This window comes from Neorhizobium sp. CSC1952 (genome assembly GCF_030378245.1).
GTDB classification, from domain to species: Bacteria; Pseudomonadota; Alphaproteobacteria; order Rhizobiales; family Rhizobiaceae; genus Neorhizobium; species Neorhizobium oryzae_A.
In genome coordinates this window covers 987,313-1,011,991 of sequence record NZ_CP128416.1, presented here as the reverse complement: position 1 = coordinate 1,011,991, position 24,679 = coordinate 987,313, and the positions used below count along the sequence as shown (strand labels likewise).

Annotated in this window: 24 protein-coding genes and 2 tRNA genes; 17 read left to right on the top strand and 9 right to left on the bottom strand. The window is 63.7% G+C overall.

Features of this window, described 5'->3' with window-relative positions:
• Window positions 1-37 precede the first annotated feature (37 nt).
• The gene (locus QTA58_RS05280) at window positions 38-1,570 is read left to right on the top strand and encodes an altronate dehydratase family protein (protein WP_289671984.1); all 1,533 of its coding nucleotides are present in this window, start codon (window positions 38-40) and stop codon (window positions 1,568-1,570) included.
• Between the two features lie 223 nt (window positions 1,571-1,793).
• Here the strand turns inward: QTA58_RS05280 and opgC are convergent, their stop codons facing one another.
• On the bottom strand, window positions 1,794-3,026 hold the full coding sequence (opgC, locus tag QTA58_RS05275) for an OpgC domain-containing protein (RefSeq protein WP_289671983.1): 1,233 nt from the start codon (window positions 3,024-3,026) through the stop codon (window positions 1,794-1,796).
• A 197-nt stretch (window positions 3,027-3,223) separates the two neighbouring features.
• Window positions 3,224-6,739, bottom strand: a complete 3,516-nt coding sequence (locus tag QTA58_RS05270) for a NahK/ErcS family hybrid sensor histidine kinase/response regulator (RefSeq protein WP_289671982.1) — start codon at window positions 6,737-6,739, stop codon at window positions 3,224-3,226.
• A gap of 190 nt (window positions 6,740-6,929) precedes the next feature.
• Between QTA58_RS05270 and mscL the strand changes: the two genes are divergently transcribed.
• The 5 genes from mscL (at window position 6,930) to QTA58_RS05245 (ending at window position 11,211) form a co-directional block, all read left to right on the top strand.
• Complete coding sequence (mscL, locus tag QTA58_RS05265; protein WP_085422296.1) at window positions 6,930-7,361, top strand: large conductance mechanosensitive channel protein MscL; 432 nt, start codon at window positions 6,930-6,932, stop codon at window positions 7,359-7,361.
• A gap of 114 nt (window positions 7,362-7,475) precedes the next feature.
• The gene (locus QTA58_RS05260) at window positions 7,476-8,645 is read left to right on the top strand and encodes a pyridoxal phosphate-dependent aminotransferase (protein WP_289671981.1); all 1,170 of its coding nucleotides are present in this window, start codon (window positions 7,476-7,478) and stop codon (window positions 8,643-8,645) included.
• A 157-nt stretch (window positions 8,646-8,802) separates the two neighbouring features.
• The gene (gene galE, locus QTA58_RS05255) at window positions 8,803-9,837 is read left to right on the top strand and encodes a UDP-glucose 4-epimerase GalE (RefSeq protein WP_289671980.1); all 1,035 of its coding nucleotides are present in this window, start codon (window positions 8,803-8,805) and stop codon (window positions 9,835-9,837) included.
• A 221-nt stretch (window positions 9,838-10,058) separates the two neighbouring features.
• Window positions 10,059-10,304, top strand: a complete 246-nt coding sequence (locus tag QTA58_RS05250) for a hypothetical protein (RefSeq protein ID WP_085422299.1) — start codon at window positions 10,059-10,061, stop codon at window positions 10,302-10,304.
• A 139-nt stretch (window positions 10,305-10,443) separates the two neighbouring features.
• Window positions 10,444-11,211: a polysaccharide deacetylase family protein gene (locus QTA58_RS05245; RefSeq protein WP_289671979.1), complete on the top strand. Its 768-nt coding sequence runs from the start codon at window positions 10,444-10,446 to the stop codon at window positions 11,209-11,211.
• Between the two features lie 131 nt (window positions 11,212-11,342).
• Here the strand turns inward: QTA58_RS05245 and QTA58_RS05240 are convergent, their stop codons facing one another.
• The 3 genes from QTA58_RS05240 to QTA58_RS05230 all read right to left on the bottom strand — a co-directional run bounded on the left by QTA58_RS05240 (window position 11,343) and on the right by QTA58_RS05230 (window position 12,806).
• The gene (locus QTA58_RS05240) at window positions 11,343-11,741 is read right to left on the bottom strand and encodes a DUF1236 domain-containing protein (RefSeq protein ID WP_289671978.1); all 399 of its coding nucleotides are present in this window, start codon (window positions 11,739-11,741) and stop codon (window positions 11,343-11,345) included.
• A gap of 70 nt (window positions 11,742-11,811) precedes the next feature.
• Window positions 11,812-12,000, bottom strand: a complete 189-nt coding sequence (locus tag QTA58_RS05235; RefSeq protein WP_085422302.1) for a hypothetical protein — start codon at window positions 11,998-12,000, stop codon at window positions 11,812-11,814.
• A gap of 23 nt (window positions 12,001-12,023) precedes the next feature.
• A complete protein-coding gene (locus QTA58_RS05230) occupies window positions 12,024-12,806 on the bottom strand; it encodes a DUF1236 domain-containing protein (RefSeq protein WP_289671977.1) in 783 nt (260 codons plus the stop codon).
• 520 nt (window positions 12,807-13,326) lie between these two features.
• On the opposite strand from QTA58_RS05230, the gene QTA58_RS05225 reads away from it, so the two are divergent.
• Window positions 13,327-14,109, top strand: coding sequence for a hypothetical protein (locus QTA58_RS05225; protein WP_289671976.1), 783 nt, complete (start codon window positions 13,327-13,329; stop codon window positions 14,107-14,109).
• Here QTA58_RS05225 and QTA58_RS05220 read toward each other — a convergent pair.
• The 3 genes from QTA58_RS05220 to QTA58_RS05210 all read right to left on the bottom strand — a co-directional run bounded on the left by QTA58_RS05220 (window position 14,083) and on the right by QTA58_RS05210 (window position 16,406).
• Window positions 14,083-14,754 (bottom strand): response regulator transcription factor, encoded by a 672-nt coding sequence (locus QTA58_RS05220; protein ID WP_289671975.1) that lies wholly within the window; start codon window positions 14,752-14,754, stop codon window positions 14,083-14,085. The two genes, QTA58_RS05225 and QTA58_RS05220, sit on opposite strands and share 27 nt — an antisense overlap.
• Window positions 14,754-16,148, bottom strand: a complete 1,395-nt coding sequence (locus QTA58_RS05215) for a sensor histidine kinase (protein ID WP_289671974.1) — start codon at window positions 16,146-16,148, stop codon at window positions 14,754-14,756. Before QTA58_RS05215 ends, QTA58_RS05220 begins: the two co-directional genes overlap by 1 nt.
• 183 nt (window positions 16,149-16,331) lie before the next feature.
• A tRNA-Thr gene (locus QTA58_RS05210) sits at window positions 16,332-16,406 on the bottom strand.
• A 152-nt stretch (window positions 16,407-16,558) separates the two neighbouring features.
• On the opposite strand from QTA58_RS05210, the gene QTA58_RS05205 reads away from it, so the two are divergent.
• The 10 genes from QTA58_RS05205 to QTA58_RS05160 all read left to right on the top strand — a co-directional run bounded on the left by QTA58_RS05205 (window position 16,559) and on the right by QTA58_RS05160 (window position 23,319).
• A complete protein-coding gene (locus tag QTA58_RS05205; protein WP_289671973.1) occupies window positions 16,559-16,789 on the top strand; it encodes a hypothetical protein in 231 nt (76 codons plus the stop codon).
• A gap of 100 nt (window positions 16,790-16,889) precedes the next feature.
• Complete coding sequence (murA, locus tag QTA58_RS05200; protein ID WP_289671972.1) at window positions 16,890-18,182, top strand: UDP-N-acetylglucosamine 1-carboxyvinyltransferase; 1,293 nt, start codon at window positions 16,890-16,892, stop codon at window positions 18,180-18,182.
• A 138-nt stretch (window positions 18,183-18,320) separates the two neighbouring features.
• Window positions 18,321-19,166, top strand: coding sequence for an oxidoreductase (locus QTA58_RS05195; protein ID WP_289671971.1), 846 nt, complete (start codon window positions 18,321-18,323; stop codon window positions 19,164-19,166).
• 88 nt (window positions 19,167-19,254) lie between these two features.
• A complete protein-coding gene (locus tag QTA58_RS05190) occupies window positions 19,255-19,686 on the top strand; it encodes a DUF2948 family protein (RefSeq protein ID WP_085422309.1) in 432 nt (143 codons plus the stop codon).
• Window positions 19,687-19,740: 54 nt separating this feature from the next.
• Window positions 19,741-21,084, top strand: coding sequence for a histidinol dehydrogenase (hisD, locus tag QTA58_RS05185; protein WP_289671970.1), 1,344 nt, complete (start codon window positions 19,741-19,743; stop codon window positions 21,082-21,084).
• Between the two features lie 3 nt (window positions 21,085-21,087).
• A complete protein-coding gene (locus QTA58_RS05180) occupies window positions 21,088-21,561 on the top strand; it encodes a UPF0262 family protein (RefSeq protein WP_085422311.1) in 474 nt (157 codons plus the stop codon).
• Window positions 21,562-21,893: 332 nt separating this feature from the next.
• A complete protein-coding gene (gene infA / locus QTA58_RS05175) occupies window positions 21,894-22,112 on the top strand; it encodes a translation initiation factor IF-1 (RefSeq protein ID WP_004435948.1) in 219 nt (72 codons plus the stop codon).
• 24 nt (window positions 22,113-22,136) lie between these two features.
• Window positions 22,137-22,757 (top strand): Maf-like protein, encoded by a 621-nt coding sequence (locus tag QTA58_RS05170; RefSeq protein ID WP_085422312.1) that lies wholly within the window; start codon window positions 22,137-22,139, stop codon window positions 22,755-22,757.
• Between the two features lie 91 nt (window positions 22,758-22,848).
• The gene (yacG, locus tag QTA58_RS05165; RefSeq protein WP_085422313.1) at window positions 22,849-23,064 is read left to right on the top strand and encodes a DNA gyrase inhibitor YacG; all 216 of its coding nucleotides are present in this window, start codon (window positions 22,849-22,851) and stop codon (window positions 23,062-23,064) included.
• A 179-nt stretch (window positions 23,065-23,243) separates the two neighbouring features.
• Window positions 23,244-23,319: transfer RNA gene (locus tag QTA58_RS05160), tRNA-Phe, on the top strand.
• Window positions 23,320-23,403: 84 nt separating this feature from the next.
• Here the strand turns inward: QTA58_RS05160 and QTA58_RS05155 are convergent.
• On the bottom strand, window positions 23,404-24,468 hold the full coding sequence (locus tag QTA58_RS05155) for a tyrosine-type recombinase/integrase (RefSeq protein WP_289671969.1): 1,065 nt from the start codon (window positions 24,466-24,468) through the stop codon (window positions 23,404-23,406).
• Window positions 24,469-24,679: the final 211 nt, after the last annotated feature.

Sequence of the window (24,679 nt, the reverse complement as noted above, 5' to 3'; positions counted from 1 at the left end):
CGGCCCGAAGGCGGCAGGCATAAGCGAGGCGGCAGGCATGAACGAGGCGGTTTCGCCGATCATCATTCTGAACCCGATCGACGATGTGGGCGTCGCGCGCCGGTCCGTGCCGGCGGGCGGCCAGACCGGTTACGGCGGCCTTCTGGCGCGCGAACTGATCGGCCGCGGCCACAAGGTGGCGATCAAGGCGATACCGGCCGGTCACGAGGTGAGGAAGTACGGGCAGGTGATCGGCGTCGCGACCGAGGACATCGCCCCCGGCAGCCATGTGCATCTGCACAACCTCGCCATGCTGCCCTCCGAGCACGAGCATCAGTTCAGCGTCGATATCGAGGAAAGGGGCATGCTGCCGGAAGCCGCGCGGCGAACCTTCATGGGCTTCGATCGCGGCCTCGGCGGTGCCGGCACGCGCAATTATATCGGCGTCATCTCGTCGGTGAACTGCTCCGCCACGGTATCGCGCTACATCGCGGATTATTTCAACCGCATGGGCGGGCTCGACGGGTTTCCGAACGTGGACGGAGTGGTCGCGCTGACCCACGGCGGAGGCTGCGCGCTCAACACCAAATCGGAAGGTTACCGGCTGCTGATCCGCACCATCCAGGGCTATGCGAAGCACCCGAATTTCGGCGGCATCCTGATGATCGGGCTCGGCTGCGAGACGAACCAGATCGCGCCGATCCTCGAACATTACCGCATGGAAGAGGGCGACCGGCTGAGGACCATGACGATCCAGCAGCACGGCGGCACGCGTAAGACCATCGATGCGGCGATCGCCATCATCCGGGAAATGCTGCCGGGCGTGAACGCGGCGGCTCGCACGCCGCAGCCGCTCTCCAAGCTGAAACTCGCGCTCGAATGCGGCGGGTCGGACGGCTATTCCGGCATTTCCGCCAATCCGGCGCTGGGTTATGCGTCCGACCTGATCGTCCGCAACGGCGGCACGACGGTCCTTTCCGAAACGCCGGAAATCTACGGCGCCGAACACCTGCTGACGCGCCGCGCGGTGACGCCCGAAGTGGCGGAGAAGCTTCTGCGGCGGATCGACTGGTGGCGGGACTACACGGCCCGCAACGGCGACGAGCTGAACAACAATCCCTCGCACGGCAACAAGCTCGGCGGTCTGACCACGATCCTCGAAAAGTCGCTCGGGGCCGTCGCCAAGGGCGGTTCCATGCCGCTGAAGGCGGTCTACGAATTCGCCGAGACCGTCACCGAACAGGGTTTCGTCTTCATGGATACGCCGGGCTACGATCCGGTCGCCGTGACCGGACAGGTGGCGGGCGGCTGCAACGTCATCTGTTTCACCACCGGCCGCGGCTCGGTCTCGGGCTTCAAGCCGGCACCCTGCATCAAGATCGCCACCAACTCCGAAATGTACGAGCACATGAAGGAGGACATGGACCTGAACTGCGGCGGCATCGTCACCGGCGAGGAGACGATCGAGGAGGCGGGTGCGCGGATTTTCGAGGATGTTATCGCGGTGGCTTCGGGCAAGAAGACGCTGAGCGAGGTCTACGACTACGGCGACAACGAATTCGTGCCGTGGCAGGTCGGGGCGGTGACGTAAAAGGCGGGCGGCCTAGGCGGTTACCCTCAGTTATGGAAAGCCCGAATCACTCCGCCCTCATGCTCGGGCCTGTCCCGAGCATCTGCAACGGCCAGTTTGAGGAGGCGGCTTAGATCCTCGGCACAAGGCCGAGGATGACGTCGTGAACGTTGCGAGCCCTCCTGAATAAAATGGGCAGTAGCCTGAGCCACTGCCCTTATTTCTACCTTGGCCTTCTATCGCCTTACCGAACGGTCATCTGCTGCGGTCCGGCCGGTTTCGGCCGCTGGACCTTGACCGGTGCGGGCTCCGCGGTGCCGAAGAACCTGTCGCGTTCGCGCCACAGCGCCGGGATCGAGAGCAGGGCGATCGACACCAGGGCGATGGCGGTCTTCGTGAGCTGGCTGAGCTCCGGCGAACGTCCGTCGAAATAATAGACGAAATAGACGATCGCGACGTGCCACACATAGACATAGAGCGAATGGCGGCCGAGGAGCTGCAGGTATTTCAGCGAGAAGACCCAGGTGAACGCGCTGGCGATGCGGCGCACCCATGCGGCCTTGTGCTTCGGACCCGCAACGATCAGCCAGGTGACGAGGAGAGCCACCGAGGCGAAGTTCAGGAGATAGACCGGGCCGAAATCGGCGCGGATTTCCATCGAGGCGAACTTGCCGATCATGTGCGGCGGCATCAGCTCGTGCGCGGTGATGAGGCGCAGCGGCAGGAAGAAGAGCACCAGGACCAGGGCCGCCTTCGGAATGAAGGTGTTTTCCGGCGAGAGGATTTTCTTCCAGTCGATCTTGCCGGCCGAGGTCAGCGCACCGAGCACCAGGGCCGAGTAGAAGACGATCTGCCAGCCGAGCAGGTTGAACGACGCGCGGATGCCCTGGTCGTCCGCCCCCATGACGAGGTCGTTGAGCGGCGTGGTGGCGATCTGCTGCAGGCCGAGCTGCGCCGTCATCCAGAGGATGATCGAGCCGGCGATGACATAATGCCACTTGTCCTCCAGCACGAGCTTCACCAGCATCGGCGCGAAGAGCATATAGACGATATACTGCGGCAGGATGTCCATGAAGGTCGGCTGGTACAGGAAGGTCGCGATCGCGGCCAGCCGCAGCGGATCGTCGAAGTTCGTATAGCCGAGCCAGTTGAACCAGATCGTATAGGCACCCGGCAGCAGCATCTGCGCCACCAGCACAACCAGCACGATGCCCATCGCATAACGATAGAGCTCGAAGGCGCGGCTGTAGATGGCCGTGCGCCCGGCCGCATAGCCGTTCTTCAGCATCTTCTTGGCATAGACCATGCCGATCAGCAGGCCGGACAGGAAGACGAATCCTTGGGCGTCTTCCACGAAGGCGAGCTGGTTGTGGTTGATTTTGACCAGCCAGTAGCCGCCGGCGAAGATCAGGTGGTTGATCAGCATGAAAACGAGGAAATATCCTCGCATACCATCAATAATATCAAAGCGTTTCATCGGTCGCGGTCTCCGTCTCTGCCGGTTCCGATGGCTCACGCCGGTCGGTCCGTAAGGCCTCTGCGGGCCAGGAAGTCACGCGCCTAAACGTCCCGAAAAGCCGGAGGGTTCCGCCTTGCGACGTCTAAGCATGTTACGATCGTAAACTATGCGTGATGACTCTCAGATGAACGGAGGGTTGCGCGGAATTTAGGCGCTTATTCGGCGGCGACGCGTTTCAGGCCTGCAACCTGCGTGAGGTAGGCGCGCATGGCGGCGGGCCTCACCGGCTTGTGCTGCACGCCGATATCGTGCCGTTCCGCCTCGGCGCGGACCTCCGGCGTGCGGTCGGCGGTGATGATGAGCGCGGGTATGTCCGCCTGGTATTTCGCTCTCAGTTTGAGGATCGCCTCGATCCCGTCGCCGTCGTCGAGATGGTAGTCGGCGATGATGATCTCCGGCGGCGGTTCCCGGCGGGCGACGATGTCGTCGAGGGCGGCGATCGAATCCGCCTGGCCGACCGTGCAGCCCCAGCCGGTGATGAGCAGCGCCATGCCTTCGAGGATGCGCGGTTCGTTGTCGATGCAGAGAACGCGCAGCCCGTTGAGCGGCTGCGAGCGCTTGCGGCGTTCGGGCTGGTCTGCGTCCCGCACCGCCTGAGATGCCGCAACGTCCATAGGGATTTCGACGCGGAAGGCCGTGCCGTGGCCGGGCGTCGAGGCGAGCTGGACGGGATGGTTGAGGACCCGGGAGATCCGGTCGACGATCGACAGGCCGAGGCCCAGCCCGCCGGCCGTCCTGGCGCCCTCGTCGAGACGGGCGAATTCCTTGAAGACGGTGCGGAATTTCGAAGGCGGAATGCCGATGCCGGAATCGAGAACCTCGATGATCACCCGGTCGCCTCTCCGCCGCGCGCCGACCAGCACCTTGCCGTCGATCGTGTATTTGATCGCGTTGGAGACGAGGTTCTGCACCAGGCGGCGCAGCAGGTTGGCATCCGACCGGACCCTGAGCGATGTGGGCATGACGACGAATTTCAGGTTCTTCTCGCGCGCCATCGGCGCATAGTCGGTCTCGATGCGCTTGAAGAGATCTTCGAGCGGCACGGAGGTGAGGCGCGGCTTCATCGCGCCGGTGTCGAGCCGGGAAATGTCGAGCACGGCCCCGAGAATGGCCTCCACCGATTCGAGCGCGGAATCGATGTTGCGGACGAGAGTGCCGTTATTGTCTGTCGTGCCGAGGCGTTCCACCAGCGCCGAGGAATAAAGCCGGGCGGCATTGAGCGGCTGGAGAATGTCGTGGCCGGCGGCGGCGAAGAAGCGCGTCTTGCCGATATTGGCCTCGTCGGCGGAGGCGCGCGCTTCGGCAAGCTCGCGGTTCACGCGCGTCAGCTCGGCCGTGCGTTCGCCGACGCGCTGCTCCAGCGTCTCGTTTGCCTGCTTCAGCGCCTTGTCGGCGGCGACGCGCTCGGAAATGTCGGTGAAGGTCGCGACGATGCCTCTGTCCGGCATGGCGTTTGAGCGCACTTCGATGATCCGTTCGCCGCCGTCGAGCACCAGCGAGAAGGGGGCGTCGAGCGTGTGGAATTGACGGATCACTTCCGCCTGGTCGGCGGCGGCGATGTCGCCGCGCTCGGAGAGGATGGCGACGATGTCGGCGAGCGGGAAGCCGACCTGCCCCGCCTGTTCCGGCAGGTCGAGGAGATTGCGGAAGCGCCGGTTCCAGATGGTGAGCCGTTCGGAACTGTCGAAGACGGCGATGCCCTGGTCCATCTGCGAAAGCGCGGTCTGCAGCATGTCCTGGTTATATTGCAGCGCCTCGCTCGCCTGGTCGAGCAGCCAGGCGGTGTCGGCGTTGGTGTCCTCGGCCTTCTGCAGGATGAGCGACAGCACGAGGCGCGCCGAGGACGAGCCGATCGCGCTGCCGAGCAGCTGTTCGGAGAAATGGATCATCGCCATGTCGGCCGGCTGATCGTCGCGGAAGGTCCGGCCGGCGCTCTGCTCGTAATGGGAGAAGGAACGCCGCATGCGCTCCTCTCCGAGATAGCGGGCGATCGCGGCTTTCAGGTCGCCGACGCTGACGCGGGTCTTCCAGCCCTGCGTGGCGAACTGCGAGCGCAGGTGCCGCTTGACGAAGATGCCGGCCTGGATGCGTTCGACCGGCCGCGGGTTGCGCGACAGCGAACCCAGCACGAAGGCGAGCGTGTTGAGCGTCAGGCTGAAGATCGTGATGTTGACCAGGGGGTCGGTTTCCGGCCCGGAGAAGATGCCGGTGCCGGGAAAGAGGAAGTTCAGCACGGCCGCCGCGACATGGGAATTGTCCGGCCCGCCGAGGCTCGGCAGGAAGAGCAGATAGGCCCAGGCGAGAAAGCCGAGAGACATGCCGAGGATCGCCCCGCGGGCATTCGCCCGCCGCCAGATCAGCCCGCCGAAGAGGGCCGGGGCGACCTGCGCGATCGCCGCGAAGGCGAGCAGGCCGATCGAAGCGAGGCCCGACTGGCTGTCGGCCATGCGGTAATAGCCGTAACCCAGGATCAGCACCGCGAAGATCGCCAGTCTGCGGATATTCAGGAGCGTCCGGGTGAAATCGTTCCGCTGGCCGGAGCGGGCGGCCATCAGCCTCTGGCGCAGGAAGATCGGGATGACGATGTCGTTGGAGACCATGATCGACAGCGCGACCGATTCCACGATCACCATCGCGGTGGCCGCCGAAAACCCGCCGATGAAGGCGATGAGCGAAACGAATTTGAGCTCGCCGGTGAGCGGCAGCGTCAGCAGGTAGAGATCGGCGTTGCCGACGCCGCCGAAAGCGATCAGCCCGGCCATGGCGACGGGCAGCACGAAGATGTTGATGGCGACGAGATAGAGCGGCAGAAGGAAGCCGGCCACCTTGCGTTCCTTCGCCGTTCGGTTCTCCACCACCGTGACGTGGAACTGCCGCGGCAGCAGGATGATCGCGAAGGCGGAGAGCACGGTCAGGACGAGCCAGCGGCTGAGCGGCGTCTCGTAGGAGAGGGCGGAGCTCACCAGCAGGTTTTCCGATGCCTTGGCGAAAAGGTCGGCCGGTCCGTCGAAGAGGATGAAGAAGACGGAAAGGCCGACGGTCACGAAGGCGAGCAGCTTGACGACCGATTCCATCGCGACCGCCAGGATGAGCCCGTCCTGATGCTCCGTCGCATCCGTGTGGCGGGTGCCGAACATGACCGCGAAACAGGCCATCATAAGCGTGACGATCAGCGCCAGGTCGATGAAATAGAGGTTGCCGCTGCCGATGCCGTAATCCGACGGATTGACCATCGCGGCGACCGAGCTCGACACGGCCTTGAGCTGCAGCGCGATGTAGGGAACGGCGCCGACGAGGGCGATGATCGCCACGATCATCGCCACCGTGGAGTTCTTGCCGTAGCGGGCGGCGATGAAATCGGCGACCGAGGTCAGCTTTTCGGCCTTGGCGAGTTCGACGATGCGCTTCAGCACCGGCATGCCGAGCGTGAAGGCCAGGATAGGGCCGATATAGATTCCGGTGAATTCCAGCCCCCTCTGCGAGGCGAGCCCGACGCCGCCGAAATAGGTCCAGGACGTGCAGTAAATCGCCAGGCTGAGCGCATAGACGATCGGCCGGCCGTTTTTCGGCACGCCGAACAGACGGCTTCGCCGGTCGCCGTAGCTTGCTACCGCAAACAGCAGCAGGACATAGGCGAAAGCCGAACCGAAAATGACCCAGCCTGGAAGCATGGCTCCTCCCCGCAGGAAATTGCGGCGCCCCTGAACATTAGGGGAAAAGCAGGCGCTTGGAAATCAGCGACGCCCTCGGCAAAAAGTCCAATAGACGTTTATACTAAACCTCTGGACCTCTGCATCTTTCCACCTCCGGCAAATGCGCTATGTTGCTCGCGACGCAACCTGAAAGTCGGGGGTATAAACCATGTCGGTAGTCAGCGAATTCCGTTCCTTCATCGCCAAAGGCAATGTGATCGACCTTGCCGTGGGTATCATCATCGGCGGCGCCTTCACCGGTATCGTCAACTCGCTGGTGAACGATATCGTCATGCCGATCGTCGGTGCCATCACGGGGGGCGGCTTCGACTTCTCCAATTACTTCCTGCCTCTTTCCAGCACCGTCACCGCTCCGACGCTCGCCCAGGCGCGCGAACAGGGGGCGGTCTTCGCCTACGGCAGCTTCATTACAGTCATGATCAACTTCCTGATTCTTGCCTGGATCATCTTCCTGATGGTGAAGGGCGTGAACAGGATACGCCTGATGGAAGAGAAGAAGCCGGAGGAAGCAGCGCCCGCCCCGCCGCCGGCCGACGTCCAGCTCCTGACCGAGATCAGGGACCTTCTCAAAACCAAGTGATCTTTTGATCACATTTCCCGAATTCATCATCGGAATCGATCGCCGGCTCACGGATTATCATGGGATTTTCTGGTTCTCCTGCGTTAAACAGGGGAAAACATGTCAGGGAATTCCATGTCGATCATCAGCAGCTTGAGCCCCCGCGCTGTCTCCGCACCCGAGAGCGGGATCGTCGAGATCATCAATCACGCTCGCGGGCGGGAGGGCTTGATCCCGCTCTGGGCCGGCGAGGGAGACCTGCCGAGCCCGGATTTCATCAACCGCGCCGTGACCGAGGCGCTGGCCGCCGGCGAGACGTTCTATACCTACCAGCGCGGCATTCCGGAGCTTCGCCAGGCGCTCTCGGACTATTATGCCCGGCACTTCTCCGTCGCGCTGCCGGTCGAGCATTTCTATGTGACCGGCTCCGGCATGCACGCGATCATGCTTGCCGTGCAGGCGGTCACCTCACCGGGCGACGAGATGATCTATCTTTCGCCCACCTGGCCGAACATCATTTCGGCGATCGACATTTCCGGCGCCCGTTCGGTCGGCCTGCCGCTCGATTTCGTCGGCGGCCGCTGGTCGCTCGACCTTGCCAAGCTGGAATCGAAGATCACGCCGAAGACCAAGGGCCTGTTCATCAACACGCCGGCCAATCCGACGGGCTGGACGGCCACGCTCGACGATCTCAAAAACATCCTGGCGCTCGCCCGCAGGCACGGCCTCTGGATCGTCGCCGACGAGATCTATGCCCGCTACTATTACGGCGGCGCGGCACGCGCGCCTTCTTTCCTCGACATCATGGAGGAAGGCGACCGGATCATCTTCGCCAATTCCTTCTCCAAGAACTGGTCGATGACCGGCTGGCGGGTTGGCTGGCTCGTCGCGCCGCCGGAAATGGGGCAGGTGATCGAAAACCTCGTGCAGTATTCCAATTCCGGCGTCGCGCAGTTCCTGCAGCGCGGCGCCGTCGTGGCGTTGAACGAGGGCGACGACTTCGTCCAGGCGAATATCGACCGGGCGACCAGGGCGCGGGATATCCTCTGCGACGCCCTGATCGCCACCAATCGGGTCGAAACCCTGAAGCCCGACGGGGCTCTCTACGCTTTCGTCAAGGTGGACGGCATCACCGACAGCCGCAAGGCGGCGCTCGATATCGTCGACAAGATCGGCGTGGCACTGGCGCCGGGCTCGGCTTTCGGCAAGGGCGGCGAACTTTTCCTGCGCGCCTGCTTCCTGCGCGATGCGGGGCAGATCGAAGAGGCGGCCGCGCGCCTGTCCGACTATATCCACCGTCTCTGAGCCTCTTCGGAACAGGATCGATAGGATTTTAGCGAATTTCTCAAGATCGGGTTTGCCCTGATCGGAGATAAACCCGGCGGAGGCCGCGCCGGGTAAGCATTGTTGAAGTTCAGCCGTGTTTTTCTTCTGCCAACGATAAAAGGCAGGGAAGTGTGACATGGCGGTTCTGGTGACGGGTGGCGCGGGCTATATCGGCAGCCACATGGCCTGGGCCTTGCTCGACGCGGGCGAGGAGGTCGTCGTTCTCGACCGGCTCTCGACCGGCTTCCGGTGGGCGGTGCCCGCCGATGCCCGATTCTATCTGGGGGATGTCGGCGACCGCGCCGTTCTGACGCAGATCTTCGCCGAGAACGATATCGACGCGATCCTGCATTTTGCGGGTTCGATCGTCGTGCCGCAATCGGTGGCCCAGCCTCTGGATTATTACGAGAACAACACCGGCAATACGCGCCTGCTGGCGGCGGCGGCGGTCGAAGCCGGCATCCGCCATTTCGTCTTTTCTTCCACCGCGGCCGTTTACGGCGACCAGAAGGACGACACGCCGGTGCTTGAAAGCACGCCGCCGCATCCGAAGAACCCCTATGGCCAGTCCAAGCTGATGTCGGAGATGATGCTGCGCGATGCCGCCGCCGCTCATGACTTCCGCTTCGTGGCGCTGCGTTATTTCAACGTCGCCGGCGCCGATCCGCTCGGCCGTACCGGACTGTCCACCGAGGGCGCCACGCATCTCATCAAGATCGCCTGCGAGGCCGAGCTCGGCAAGCGGCGTGGCGTCGATGTCTACGGCACGGATTATCCGACGCCGGACGGCACCGGCATCCGCGACTATATCCACGTGACCGATCTGGTGAACGCGCACCTCAATGCGTTGAGCTATCTGCGCCGCGGCGGCGAACCCCTGATCGCCAATTGCGGCTATGGCCGCGGCTATTCGGTCCTCGAGGTGCTGGAAGCCGTGATGCGCGTCGGCGGGCGCAAGTTCGAAATCCGCTACGGGCCGCGCCGGCCCGGCGATGCGGCAAGCGTCGTCGCCAACTCGACGCTCGCACGCCGGCTGCTCGACTGGAAACCCCGTCACGACGATCTCGATCTCATCGTCGAGACGGCGATCGCCTGGGAGAGGGGACTTGCCGCGCGCAAGGCCGAAGATCTCAAGTCGCTGCAGCACCGGCTTGCCTCCGTTCGGTTCTGACGTCCGCATCACAAAAGATTTTCGGTGGAACATCCTCCATCTCTTTCGGTTGGGTCGGTGTTGGCAAAACCAAACCGGCCGGCGAAGTCGGCCATGGAGGAATCCAGATGCATTCCAAGCTTATTACCGTAACCATTCTTTCCCTGGGTCTTGCGACGGGTGCTCTCGCTCAGACGAGTACCGGAAGCGGAGGAAGCAGTGGAAGCAGCGGAAGTGGTTCGTTGAACAGCACTCCGGGCGCCCCCGACACCGGCGGCGACAGCAACGGGATGAACAACAACAACCGGGTTATCGACCCCAACGCCACCAACAGCACGACCGGCGGGGCGACCACGGATACCCGCACCAACTGCGCGCCGAACATGCAGACGCAGGGTTCCGCCACCACGCCGGACACGACGGGAAGCGCCTCTGTCCCTTCCGGCACAGCCGGTACCAATACCAACGGTCAGTCGACCAACTGCTGAGGCTGCGGAACGGATTGCAAGAAAGGCCGGCATCGTCCGGCCTTTTTTCATGCCTGCCACTCGGCCGCCCGGTCATTCGGTCGCATGGTGTCCTTGAAGGTTTAGCGGTAGAGGAACAGAGTTTCGATACCGGTTTTCCATGCGACGTTTCCTCCTTTCCGCTTGTCTTGTGCTTCTGCCTCCGGCCGCCGGCGCTGAAGACATGCCCGCCCGCCAGAACATTGTGAACGCTCCCAAACTCGTCGAGCCGCACCTGCATGTGGCGCGCTCGGGACATGCGGACCGCCCGCGGGTGGCGCTGACCTTCGATGCCTGCATGGGGCAAGCGGACGAGCGGATCCTGTCGGTTCTCGTCCGGGAGCGAATTCCGGCGACGATTTTCGTGACGGCACGCTGGCTGAAGAAAAACCCGCAGGCGGTGGCGGTTTTCCTGCAGAACCTCGATCTCTTCGAAATCGAGAACCACGGCCGCAACCATGTGCCCGCGGTCGATGCGCCGGCGCTGATCTACGGCATCGCGGCGGCCGGCTCGGCGGAGGCTGTGCGTCAGGAAGTCGTGGGCGGCGCGGAGGCCATGCTGGCCGCGGGTTTCGCCGCGCCCCGGTGGTTCCGCGGTTCGACCGCGAAATACGATCCCTCGGCGATCCGGCAGATCCGCGACATGGGATACCGGATCGCCGGCTATTCGCTGAACGGCGACGGCGGCTCGCTGCTGGGCGCGGCCGTTTCGGAAAAGCGTATTGCCGCCGCCAAGGACGGCGATGTGGTGATCGCGCATATCAACCAGCCGACCCATGCGGCGGGGGAAGGCGTCGCCCGCGCCCTGCTCGCCTTGAAGCGGAGGGGCGTCGAATTCACGCGCCTTTCGGACGTGGACGATCTGGGCGACGACGGCACGACGCAATGATGGATCGAGGAGCGTGCAGCCGCTTATGCCCGCGGGCTTTTTCGAGTGGTCGGGCCGTGCAGGTGCCGGAAATGCGGAAATGAAAAGGGAGAGCCGTGCCGGCTCTCCCTTCGATCAGGCCGAAGCTCGATTTAGCGAACGATCTGCACGACCGTCCGGGTGCCCGGATCGACGATGACCCGCTGCTGGTTCACGACGGCATAGGCATATTCCGGAGCCTCCGGAACCGGAGTGAGCACGACGGTCGAGGGTATCGGCTTGCCGACGACCACCTTCTCCTGAACCACGACCGGGTCCGCGGGGAGGGGAGCCTGTTCGACGTAACTGACGACACGCGGCGGCGGCGGGTCGATGGCCGTGCCGGCGATGGCGCCGACGACGCCGCCGACCGCCGCACCCACCGGGCCGCCGACGATCGCGCCGGTGACGGCGCCGCCGGCCGCACCGTTGACGGTGCCCTGTTGCGCGGAGGCCGCCGGGGCGAGGATGCCGAGGGCCGCAGCGGAAAGAACGATGATCTTGGTCTTCATGATGCTTCTCCTTTCAAGTCCGGGCGAGGCGGGGTTTCAAGCCGCGTTTCGCCGAATGAGGTCGAGGCGGTTATCGCGTGATCGGTTGCGGCGCCTCGACTTTGGGCAGGCTCACGTCGATATCGACGTTGCGGGTTCCGAGGTAACCGCCTTCGAAGAGGATGAGCCCGCCTGCGATGATGACGATCAGCAGGATGGCCGCGACGGCCCAGCCGCCGCTGCCACCCGTATCGATCACTGTCGGTTCTCGGTCACTCATGGATTTCACTCCTCCGGCTCGGATCAGCCGGTGAGGACGTAGACGACCTCATGGGTCGACGGTTCGACGATGATGATCCGGCCGTCCGCAAGGACGAAATACTCGTAGCCGCGATAGGCCGGCACGATTTCGACGATGCGCGGGGGCAGAGGATGAAGCTCCACCGTCGTCGGGACGGCTGTGCCGACGCTCACATCGACGTCGATATCGACGGGCTCAACCCGGTTTTCGACGAAGACGCTGCGGATTTCGGTCTGCTGTTCGGTGGAGATGTTGATGCTGCCGGTGGTCTCGCCGGACGGGCGATCGCTGGCGGCCCGGTTCGAGTCCTGCTGATCCGCGCCATTGTTCTGGCGGGCGCTGTCGCTCGTTGCCGAGGGATTGCGGACATCCGTTCCCGAACCCGAGCCTTTGTCTGCAGCCGTCGAACCGTCCGACTGACCGGATTTGCCGGCCGGCTGCTGCGCGGTATCACCGGTCTGCGGTTTCACGCGTTTTTCGGTGTCCTGGCTCTGGGCATTTCTTGAAGTGTCCGTGCCCGGGTTTGAAGGCTGCTGCTGTGCTGCGCCTCCCATGTCCTGCAAGGGTTGCGCCTGTGAGGGTTGCGCCTGGCTTGGCGCACCCGCACCGGAGCCGGAAGAGCCCTGGTCGCCGGAAGAACCCTGTCGGGGCAGGATGGGGGCGGCGGAACCTGCGCCGCCCTGGCCGCCCGCCGGCGATTCACTTTGAGCGATCGCCGGTACTGCCGAGAGCGTCGATCCCGCAAGAAGCGCAATCGCGAGCGTCTGTTTCATCAGCGGTTTCATGATGTTTCCTCTATTGTTCTTGTCCTGCTTGCGAGGCTCTGCGTGAGCCGCAATGCACGTCCCAAACAACCGCCTGCGAGGCCTCGTTCCGCGTCTGGGGCTTCAGTCGGGTCTTTGCCGGACTTCAGGCCGACCTCGCTTGGGCATTTGGTCCGATGGCGGGACGCAAAGGTCCGACGGGGCTGGAATTACGGAACTGTGGCCGTAGAATGGGATTGACCCTGAAGCTTTTTCAGGAGGTTCCGTCATGGGCGCCGGCGTTGTTTCCGGACCGAATGGCCTTTTGGTTCCCGCCGCGGCCCATGATGAGCGCGACGGAGCGCTCGCCGCCTGACGGACTTACGGAAGCCGGATTCCTGCGCGATCATCGGTCCCTTTCAGCGCAGAACCTGCCCGCCGATCGCCCTATCGATCGGCGGGCCTTTTGACCCGAAGCGGAACCATCGAGGAAATGTCCGGTTTTCCTCAGGAGATGGAGAGACGCGACAGATGCAGAATATCGCTATGTCGGGAGAAGAGGATGCCTACGCGTAGAATGCTTCTATTGGGCGGCGCGTTTACGGCGATCGTCGCGACCGTAACGCCCTTCAAGGTGGTCATTGATGCGGATGGCCTGCTTCACCTCGCCTCGCCGGCTGCAGCCGCCCAGGACGGCGGCAACTCCGGCAACGGCGGAGGTAACGGCAATGGCGGCGGCAGCGGAAGCTCCGCCGGGGACAGTGCCGGCAGCGGCGGTGGCAGCAGTAGCGGAAATGGCAGCGGCAATAGCGGCGGCGGTAACTCCAACGGCGAGAGTGCCGGTGGCGGCAACGGAAATGGAAACGGCTCCGGCGGAACCGGCGGCACGGATACCGGCGGCAGCGATGCAGGCGGCGGCACCGGCTCGGATGGAACGGATGCCGGCGGCGCCGGGTCCGGCAATTCGGCCTCCGGTGGATCCGGAAAAGGCGGCGATCCGGATGCCGGTTCCGATACCGGCACCGACGCTGATGCAGATGCCGATGCGGACACAGGCGTCGGCGCCGAGGCTGGAAAAGGCTCTCCGGACGGAACCGGCAAGGGCGCCGTCTCGCGGTCGACCGGTCCCTCTTTGCGGGGCCGTTCCGCGGCTTCCCCTGCACGCGCCGTCCAGGATGTCGAAGTCGACACGCGCGGCGCGTCGATCACCGTCCGCCATCGCAACGGCACGACGGAAAGAATTTCGCAGGGCCGCTACGAGATGCGCGACTCCCGCTCGCGAACCATCGTCAACCGGACGGCGACCCCTTCCGACGCTTCAAGATTGCGCTCGTTCGGCCGCTGACCGCTGGTCGGTGGCATCGCGAAGAACGAGCGCCGCTTCCGTCCGGTTGGAGACCTTCAGCTTCGAGAGGATGCGGGTCATGTGGTGCTTGACGGTCTTTTCGTGCAGGTCGAGTTCCCGCGCGACGCGCTTGTTGCTGAGGCCGGATGCGACCAGATGCAGGACCTCCTGCTCGCGGTCGGTGAGCTCGGCCATCGGATCGGGCTTTTCGGCGGCCTCGACGGAAGCCGAAAGGCCGGCGATCAGCCGGGCCGAGAGGGCAGGCGAGACGTAGCTCTCGCCGGACGCGACCGTCCTGACGATCTCCGCAAGGCCCCTCGATCCGACGCCCTTGAGCACGTACCCCTTCGCGCCGAGCTTGAGCGCCTTGGCGATGTCGTCGCTCGCTTCCGAAACCGTCAGCATGACGATCTTGAGATCGGGGCAATGCCGGAGCGCTTCGCCGATCGCTTCCAGGCCGTTTCCCGGCATGGAGATGTCCATGAGCATGACGTCGGGGCACAGGTCCCGCACGATGCGGATCGCGTCGTCCCGGGATCCGCCTTCGCCGACGATGTCGAAATCCTCGATTTCGCTGAAGCTGCGCGTGACGCCTTCCCGGAACAAGGGGTGGTCGTCGACGACCGCTATCTTGATGGCTGTCATTAGGCCTGCTCCATCTCCTGCACGTTCAGGGACATCCTGACCGTAGTTCCGTCTTGCGATGTGGAAATGTCAAATGTGCCGCCGAGGCTCTCGATCCGTTCCCTGAGGCCCGCGAGCCCCAGGCCTTCCGGCCGCACGGACGCGGGATCGAAGCCAGGCCCCCGGTCTGCGACTTCGATGACGACATGGCCGTCCTCGAAAGTCTGCCGCACGCTCTGGCCGATGCCCCCGCCGTGCCGGAAGCCGTTGTTGAGAGCTTCCTGCACGAACCGGTAGATGCTGATCTTGGCGGAAGGCGAAAGCGATTGAGAGGCATTGGACATCGATAGGTCGACATCGAGCCCCGTCCGCTGCCGGTGCGCGTTGACGGCGCGCTCCAGGACATCCGGCAGTTCGGCGGTTTCGATCTGCGGCAGCACCAGGCCGCTGCATATGCTGCGAATCTCGTCCATCGCCTCGTCCAGCCGCGATTTGATCGTCGTGACCTCCTTCTCGCGCGCCTTGGGCGAGGTCTTGGGGTCGGTGAGCAGCTTGCTGTCCACCCGCAGCGCCGCATAGGCGACGAGCTGTGCGGGGCCGTCGTGCAGGTCCGCGCCGAGCCGGCGCAGATAGCTTTCGTTGAGCGCCGTTGCGCGTTGGGAGGCGCGCTGCGCCCGCGCATGGAGCGCCCGGTTCTGGGCCAGCAACGAGGAAAGCTCGGCGACGCGCTGCGTCAGCGCCTGCCGCTGGCTGTCGATCGTCTGGCTGCCGCGGAAGACGATGGCCGACAGGAGGAGGAAGAAGGCGAGTGTGACACCCGCGACGGCAAGCCAGCTTCTGAGCTGCGCCTGATGAAGGCTCTGCTGGAAATCGTCCGCCACCTCGTAGAATTCCGAGACGGCGACCACCTCGCCCGACCAGGGCTGCAGGATGGGGTTGTAGATTTCGAGAAGCGGACTGCCGGTCGCCCGCTCGGCTTCGCTTTCCAGATCGTCGGCCGGTCCGAACTGCGCGACCATCTGTCCGGAAAACGCCGTTTTCAGGTCGTGGCTCGGTTCGAACTGCCTGCCCGCCATGCTCTTGTCGGTGGCGTAGAGAACGGTCCCGTCCTGGCGCCAGAGCCTGAAGGAGACGACCTTGCCGCCGAGCGCGCCTTGTCCGAATGTTTCGTCGAGGGCCCGGGTGGTCACGTCGTCGAGGGTCTTGTTGGTCTTCATGTCGGGTAGCAGCGGCGCGATGATGCTGTCGACGTAGAGTGCGGTCGAGGCGGCGGAATTGCGGGTGACCGCCGCTTCGATGAGGCTCGTCACATAGGCGCCAATCAGCATCATGGCTGCGATGGAGACCAGCCCGCCGGCAATCAGGAACTGCCTGGCGAGCGATTGATTGTTCCATCGATCAAGAATTCCGTTCATCCGCACGAGAACCCGCAGTCGATTTCCAAGGCTCGCGCAAGGCGAGCCGATGCCCCGCAACGCATGAATGGGGCAACCCGTTGCATGCGCGGCTAAGATTATCCGCATCGTGGCAGCAATGAGACGGGGGAGAGCGAGGTCCGCGAGCCGGCTCGGCTTTCGGGAGATCATCGCTGGGAAAAATGGTGCTGCTAGAGAGATTTGAACTCTCGGCCTCTCCCTTACCAAGGGAGTGCTCTACCCCTGAGCTATAGCAGCTTTCGGCCGGCGCGAAGTCACCGCGTCGTCGGCAGCGGCCTATTGCCATAGCTTCACCGGGAGCGCAAGCCGCAAATTCCAAGTTCTTCGCCATGAACGGGGAAAACGTCGCTTCCGCTTCCGCCGGAACGGCTTTTTGGCTATGGAAGGTTATGGCGAATGACGACAAACCGCACGATCCCGAGGCCGAAGGCGAAAGCGAGGCCCGCGTCGCCCGCGCCCGCAGGGCGGCCGAGGCGCGCGAGGCGCAGCGGAAGGCCCGTGCCGCGGCCAAGCTCCGGGAAAATCTCATGCGCCGCAAGACGCAGGCCCGTGCCCGCCGGGCCGGCGAAGCCGACGCCACGGAAGGATTGCCTGCCGCAAAAACGGACGAATCGTCGTAGCTTATGCGCCAGGGCAGGCATTTCAGCCAACATTGAAGCTGCGGCGGATTTCGTTTAAAGACGCGTCCTTTCGCGCTCGCAGAAGGAAGAGTGACAACGTATGGATCGCATCAGAATCTCCGGCGGCAATGAACTTAAGGGCACCATTCCGATTTCGGGAGCGAAGAACGCCGCGCTGCCTTTGATGATCGCGTCCCTTTTGACGAGCGACACGCTGACGCTTGAAAACGTGCCGCATCTCGCCGACGTCGAACTCCTGATGCGCATCCTCGGCAACCACGGCGTCGATATCGCCGTCAACGGCCGGCGCGAACGCCAGGAAGACGGCTATTCCCGCACCATCCATTTCACCTGCCGCACCATCGTCGATACGACCGCGCCCTACGAGCTGGTCTCGAAGATGCGGGCGAGCTTCTGGGTCATCGGCCCGCTCGTCGCCCGCGAGGGCAGGGCCCGCGTCTCGCTGCCGGGCGGCTGCGCCATCGGCACGCGTCCGGTCGACCTCTTTCTCGAAGGGCTGCAGGCGCTCGGCGCCGAGATCGAGATCGACGGCGGTTACGTCAACGTCACGGCCCCGCAGGGCGGCCTCGTCGGTGCCCGCTACGTTTTCCCCAAGGTTTCGGTCGGCGCGACCCATGTGATGATGATGGCGGCGACGCTCGCCAAGGGCACGACGGTGATCGAGAACGCCGCCCGCGAGCCGGAGATCGTCGATCTGGCGAAATGCTTGACGGCCATGGGCGCGAAGATTTCCGGCGCCGGCACCAGGACGATCACCATCGAGGGCGTCACCTCGCTTTCCGGCGCCCGCCACCGCGTCCTGCCGGACCGCATCGAGACCGGCACCTATGCCATGGCGGTCGCCATGGCCGGCGGTGACGTGACGCTGGAAGGCACGGATGCCGCGCTGCTCGAAAATGCGCTGGATACGCTGCGGATGGCCGGTGCCCACATCACCGAGACCGAAACCGGGCTGCGCGTCGTGCGCAACGGCAACGGCATCCAGGCCGTCGATATCACCACCGAACCGTTCCCGGGCTTCCCGACCGATCTGCAGGCGCAGTTCATGGCTTTGATGACCCGTTCCACGGGCGTTTCCAATATCACCGAGACGATCTTCGAAAACCGCTTCATGCATGTGCAGGAGCTTGCCCGCCTCGGTGCGAAGATCTCGCTTTCCGGCCAGAAGGCCCGCGTCGAGGGCGTGCCGCGGCTGAAGGGAGCGCCGGTCATGGCGACCGATCTGCGCGCTTCCGTTTCGCTCGTCATCGCAGGCCTTGCCGCCGAAGGCGAGACCATGGTGAGCCGCGTCTACCATCTCGACCGCGGCTTCGAGCGGCTCGAGGAAAAGCTCACGCGCTGCGGCGCCGTGGTCGAACGCGTCAGCGAATAATCGACCCGGACGCGGAGATTTCCAAAGGACGGCGAGGCACTGCCCTTGCCGTCCTTTTTTGTATTTCTATTTATTCAAAACATTCCATCGCCTTTCCCGCCTCATTTTTTTGATCCGGCTTCTTACGGAGATCCTCCCATGGCTGACGTTTCTTCTTTGCCCGTCTGGTTCATCACCGGCTGCTCCACCGGCTTCGGCCGCGAGCTTGCCAAGCTCACGCTCGACCGCGGCTGGCCGACCGTCGTGACCGCCCGCGACAGGAGCCGCGTCGCCGATCTCGCCGAAGGCAGGGAGAACGCGCTGGCGCTCGGCCTCGACGTGACGGATGGAAAACAGATCGCCGAAGCGGTGAAGGCCGCGGAGGAAAGGTTCGGCCATATCGACGTCCTGGTGAACAATGCCGGCTACGGCTACCAGGCCGCGGTCGAGGAGGGCGAGGAGGACGAGATTCGTGCCATGTTCGACGCCAATGTCTTCGGCCTCTTCGCCATGACGCGGGCGGTGCTGCCGGGCATGCGCGCCCGCCGCAAGGGCCACATCATCAACATCACGTCGATGGCCGGCTTCCTCGGCCTGCCGAGTTCCGGTTACTATGCGGCCAGCAAGCACGCGGTGGAAGGCTTCTCCGATTCGCTCCGCCTGGAAGCCGGCCCGCTCGGCATCAGGGTCACCTGCGTCGAGCCCGGCCCGTTCCGAACCGATTGGGCTGGACGCTCGCTGAAGCAGACGCCGAACAGGATTGCCGATTATGCGGAAACCGCCGGTGCCCGCATGAGCGCGACCTCGGGCTATAGCGGCAGGCAGCCGGGCGATCCCGTGCGTGCCGGCGAGGCGATGATCGCGGCGACGGAGGCCGATGAGGCGCCGCGCCATCTGGTGCTGGGCGCGGTCGCCTATGACGGCATAACGAAGAAACTGAAGGAGCGGCTCTCCCAGATCGAACTTTGGGAGGAAATCAGCCTTTCGGCCGATTACCCGGCCTGAGCCGCAGTTGCTTCTTGGCCCTCGGCATCCTATGTCCAGACAAGGAACTTCTGCGTGAAAACGCGACTCTGGATGGACATTTGAAGCGATGACCGAGCTGAAATTGCTTGCCCTGGACAAGGACGACTTAGGCGTCATTTCCGCCCACATGCAGGATGCCGTCTTCAAGGTGGGCGACGTGCGCTGGTCGCCCTCCGAGAAGACCTTTTCGCTCGCCGCGAACCGTTTCGTCTGGGAAAAGGCCGGAGAGAAGCGCAAGGGCTTCGAGCGCCGCCGTTCCGCCCTGGTTCTGAAGCGCGTCGAGGCGGTGCGCTCGGCCGGCATCGACCGCAACAGGAAGGACGAAGTGCTTTCGCTGCTCGCGATCACCTTCGCGGAGAAGGGTGACGGTCCGGAAGGCACGGTCGAACTGGTGCTGTCGGGCAAGGCCACGATCGCGCTCGATGTCGAATGCATCGAAGTTGCTCTTGCGGATATCGGCGGCGCGTGGGAAACGGCGTCGAGGCCCCGCCATCCGTAGGTTCCCGGAACCTGGCAGGGACGGCATCGCATTCAATTTGGAAGGAATAGCCGCTTGGCAATCTGGCTGGAGCAGGGATCGCAGGATTTCGAGGCGAAGTTTTCCGCTTTCCTCTCGACGAAGCGCGAGGTCTCGGAGGATGTCAATGCCGTGGTGCGCGCCATCATCGACGACGTGCGCGCCCGCGGCGATGCGGCGCTCGTCGACTATTCCGCCCGTTTCGACGGCATCGATCTCGCGAGAACCGGCATCCGGGTCAGCGAGGCGGATATCGATGCCGCCGTCACCGAGACGGCCCCCAAGGTTCTCGATGCGCTGAAGCTCGCGGCCGAACGCATCGAACGGCACCATGCCCGGCAGATGCCGAAGGACGACATCTACGAGGATGCGATCGGCGTGGGCCTGGGCTCCCGCTGGACGGCGATCGAGGCGGTCGGCCTTTACGTGCCGGGCGGTACCGCGAGCTATCCGAGCTCGGTGCTGATGAATGCCGTGCCGGCCAAGGTCGCCGGCGTGCCCCGCCTCGTCATGGTCGTGCCGGCGAGCGGCGGAAAAATCAACCCCGCCGTGCTGGCGGCCGCCCGCATCGCCGGCGTCACCGAGATCTACCGCATCGGCGGCGCCCAGGCGGTGGCCGCGCTTGCCTATGGCACCGGGACGATCGCGCCGGTCGCCAAGATCGTCGGTCCCGGCAATGCCTATGTCGCGGCGGCAAAGCGTCAGGTCTTCGGGATCGTCGGCATCGACATGATCGCCGGCCCTTCCGAAGTCCTCGTCATCGCCGACGGCGAAAACGATCCGGATTGGCTGGCCGCCGACCTGCTGGCGCAGGCGGAGCACGATGCCGGCGCCCAGTCGATCCTCATCACCGACGATGCCGGGCTTGGCAAGGCGGTGGAAGGCGCGGTCGAACGGCAGCTCAAAACCCTGTCGCGCTCCGAAACCGCCGCGGCGAGCTGGCGGGATTTCGGCGCCGTCATCCTCGTGCCCGACCTTAAAGCAGCGCTGCCGCTCGCCAACCGCATCGCCGCGGAACACCTGGAGCTCGCCGTCGCCGATCCGGACGCGCTGATGCCCGGCATCCGCAACGCGGGTGCGATCTTCATCGGCCGCCATACGCCGGAAGTGATCGGCGATTATGTGGGCGGTTCCAACCACGTGCTGCCGACGGCGCGTTCGGCCCGCTTCTCCTCCGGCCTCTCGGTGCTCGATTTCGTCAAGCGCACGTCGATCCTGCGCCTCGGCCCGGACCAGCTTCGCCAGCTCGCGCCGGCCGCGATCACGCTTGCTCATTCCGAAGGGCTCGATGCCCATGCCCGTTCCGTCGCGATCCGCCTGAACGCCAGCCCCCTGAATGACAGCTTCTCGAGTGCCAGCCCTTTGAACGATGGGGACTGACGGATGGGGAAGGGGGACTTCCGGCTCTCCGATGTCGTTCTGGACGACTCGATCGGGCGCTCGACCCCCGATGTGGAGCATGAGCGGGCAGTCGCCATCTTCGATCTCGTGGAGGAGAATTCCTTCGAGCCGGTAGGCCATGCCGGCGGGCCTTACAAGCTCAGGCTCTCTCTGGTCGATTCCAAGCTGGTGCTCGGCATCGCCACGGAAAAGGGAGAGGATGTCGCCACCCATATCCTCTCGCTCACGCCGTTCAGGCGGATCATCAAGGACTATTTCATGATCTGCGAGAGCTATTACGAGGCGATCCGTTCCTCGACGCCGAGCCGCATCGAATCGATCGACATGGGGCGGCGCGGCATCCATAACGAGGGATCGCAGACCCTGATGGACCGGCTGGACGGCAAGATCCGCGTCGACTTCGATACCGCGCGGCGGCTCTTCACCCTCGTCTGCGTGCTTTACTGGCGGGGTTGAGCAGCCATTGCAAAAAGGCTCCGGGCACCCGATATCCACTTGCAGTAGGCCGGCATCGGCTCTACACGCTTGACGAACGTGGGAATTGCCTCCGGCCTTGCCGTCACGCCGACGCCCTGTTCGCAAGGTTCGCAGTCGTCTCCGGCATCCGATCGAGGAGCGCTCTCGGGAATGAACGGGCATCCGGCCGAGACTGCCTGAAAGACATCGAGAATCGCTCTCAAGCGAGGTTCACAAAGCGGACATGATTGTGTAGTTTCCGCCCACATTTTTCGGGCGGGCGAAGAAGGCTTCCCCCGCTCCCGATCCAAACACAGGAAGAAACCCTATAGATGGCTAAAGAAGAAGTCCTTGAATTCCCGGGCGTCGTGACCGAGCTTCTGCCCAACGCGACGTTCCGCGTGAAGCTTGAAAACGAGCACGAAATCATTGCCCACACCGCCGGCCGCATGCGCAAGAACCGTATCCGCGTTCTCGCCGGCGACAAGGTGCTGGTCGAAATGACGCCCTATGACCTGACCAAGGGTCGCATCACCTACCGCTTCAAGTAGTTTTCTCATCCGCGGCGGGCTCTCATGGCGCTGGAACAAAAGCTGATACTGGCCTCCGGTTCTCCGCGCCGTCTCGATCTCCTCAATCAGGCCGGTATCGCGCCGGCGCGGCTGATGCCGACGGATATCGACGAGACGCCGAAGAAATCCGAACATCCGCGTTCGCTCGCCCGCAGGCTCTCGACGGAAAAGGCGGAAGCCGCGTTCGCCTCCGTAAAGGGCGATCCGGCGTGGCGGCACAGCTACATCCTGTCGGCCGATACGGTGGTCGCCGTCGGCCGCCGCATTCTCGAAAAGACCGAGTATACCGAAGAGGCCTCCGCCGCCCTGCATCTTCTCTCCGGGCGCGGCCACTGGGTCTATACGGGCATCTGCCTCGTCACCCCCGGCGGCCAGTTCCGCCAGAAGGTCGTGCAGACGAAGGTGCGCTTCAAGCGGCTTTCCACCCGCGAGATCGAGAACTATATCGCGTCCGGACAATGGCGCGGCAAGGCGGGGGCCTACGCGATCCAGGGGATCGCCGGTTCCTTCGTGCAGAAGCTCGTCGGCTCCTACACGAACGTCGTCGGCCTGCCGCTCTACGAAGTGACGTCGTTGCTGGCCGGCGAAGGTTTCGACGTGGCGGCGGCGTGGCCCGAGGGCTGAGGCCGGGCTTGAGGCTGAACCCGGCAGGCTCTTCCGGCATCCCGCCAACGCCTGATGCCGCGTCGCCGAGAGAAAGGAATGCTTTAGAACCATGGCATCCGTACCCATCAAGACAGGCGGCAAGGTCGAGCCGCTCAGGAAGACCAGACCTTGCCCGGAATGCGGCAAGCCGTCTTCGCGCGAACACTATCCCTTCTGCTCCGACCGGTGCCGCACGCTCGACCTGTCGCGCTGGCTGAAAGGCTCCTATGCCATTCCGGTGGCGGAAGACGAAGCCAAGGCGGACCGCTCGGACGAGCGCGAATAGGCGAGCCGGGCCGTCAAGCCTCTTGCTGTTTTTGTTCGGGAATTTGCGATTTTCGCAAACCTGTCAAAAAAGTGGATGGTGGCGCTGGACATGGCCGAACAAGATGTTATAACCCCGCTCGCTTCCGGGGGACACGACCCCCGCCGGCTTCGGCCGGAAGGCTTTGTCGAAGCCTCGATGCCCGGATAGCTCAGTTGGTAGAGCAGCGGATTGAAAATCCGCGTGTCGGTGGTTCAAATCCGCCTCCGGGCACCACTCCTAACCGCTTGGTTTTGCCTAGATATTAGCTCCTTGATTCCGTTTTGAAACCATCTCGTCTAGACGCATTTTTCGGAGCATCTAGACGTTTTTCGTTTTCCGTCTGTTCACTTCAGCTTCGAATTCGCTAACCGTCTCGGCCATCTTCTTCGACATGTCGGCGCGACGAGAATAGTGTTTGGCCATGGCTTCTGTCTTCTGGCCGAGCATCTCGGCGATGGTCGCGTGATCCTTGCCCATCTCGCGAAGAATGGTAGCGACTGTGTGCCGAAGGCCTTTCAGCGTCAGTCCTGGCTGGATCTTGCTTTCCTCTTCCAGCTTCTGCCGAATCGGGCGCCAAGAAGCGCGGAAGCCGGACACAGTCCATGGTTTGCCATAGCTGTTTGCGCAAAGGGTCAACGTGGTGGCCGGGTGCTTCGGCTCCTCCTCCAGCGCCTCTACCACGGGCGAGGGAAGGGGCACCCACACCGGAACACCGGTCTTGCCGCGCCGAGTATCCAGCCTGCCTTTGGAAACGGCCGTGCGCGGAAGTGTGAGCGCGTCCTGAGGGTCGAGGCCGCAATACATCATCAATGCTATCGGTAAGCGCATGTGCGCCGGCAGAGCCACCGCAACCGCTTCCCGCTCAAAATCCATCCACGGCCGATTCGCTTCAGGCGCATCGGTGGCTTTGCGAACTCGCTTCACTTTCGAAACAGGGTTTACGGTCATCGTCTCCTGCTCGATCGCATGTTCAAACAGGATAGAGAGTACGGTCAGCACATAATTAGCGAATTTCCGCTTCTTCTTCTCGAACGTCTTGTCGCGGAGCCTCGCAACCCATCCTTGCGACAACTCAGAGAGCGGTGAAGGGCCAAGCGGTTTCAGATATTCAAGGACCTTTTGGTAGTCCGACTTTGTCCGGGTCTTCAATGATTGAAAACCGGCCGATCGGCGATAGGACTCGATAAGGGCGGCCAGCGTGCCTGGTTTCGCCTCTTGGCTCTTGGCCTCGGCATTGATGGCTTCTAGCTCGGCGAAGAATTCCGGCGATCCGAATTCAGCCTTCAGGCGCTTGCCGGATTTGCGATGATAAGCATACCATTTGCCAGTTTTTGGCTCGAAGTACCTCTTGATGCCCTTCACGCGCACCACGGTGCCAGTCATAGGGCCTCCAGGAGTGCATCGGCGGTCCTGTGAGACTTGCCGTCGGCCCGCAGAGAATCAATCCAGGCGTCAATCTCGCGAAGATCGTAGCGCTCCATACGCACGCCAACGCCCAGCGCGATTGCTCGCACCGGGCAGACAGAACCGAACGTGGGCAGGCTCAGGCCGCAATAGGATGCCGCCTGTGACTTCGTCAGAAGTCTGGGCGGGA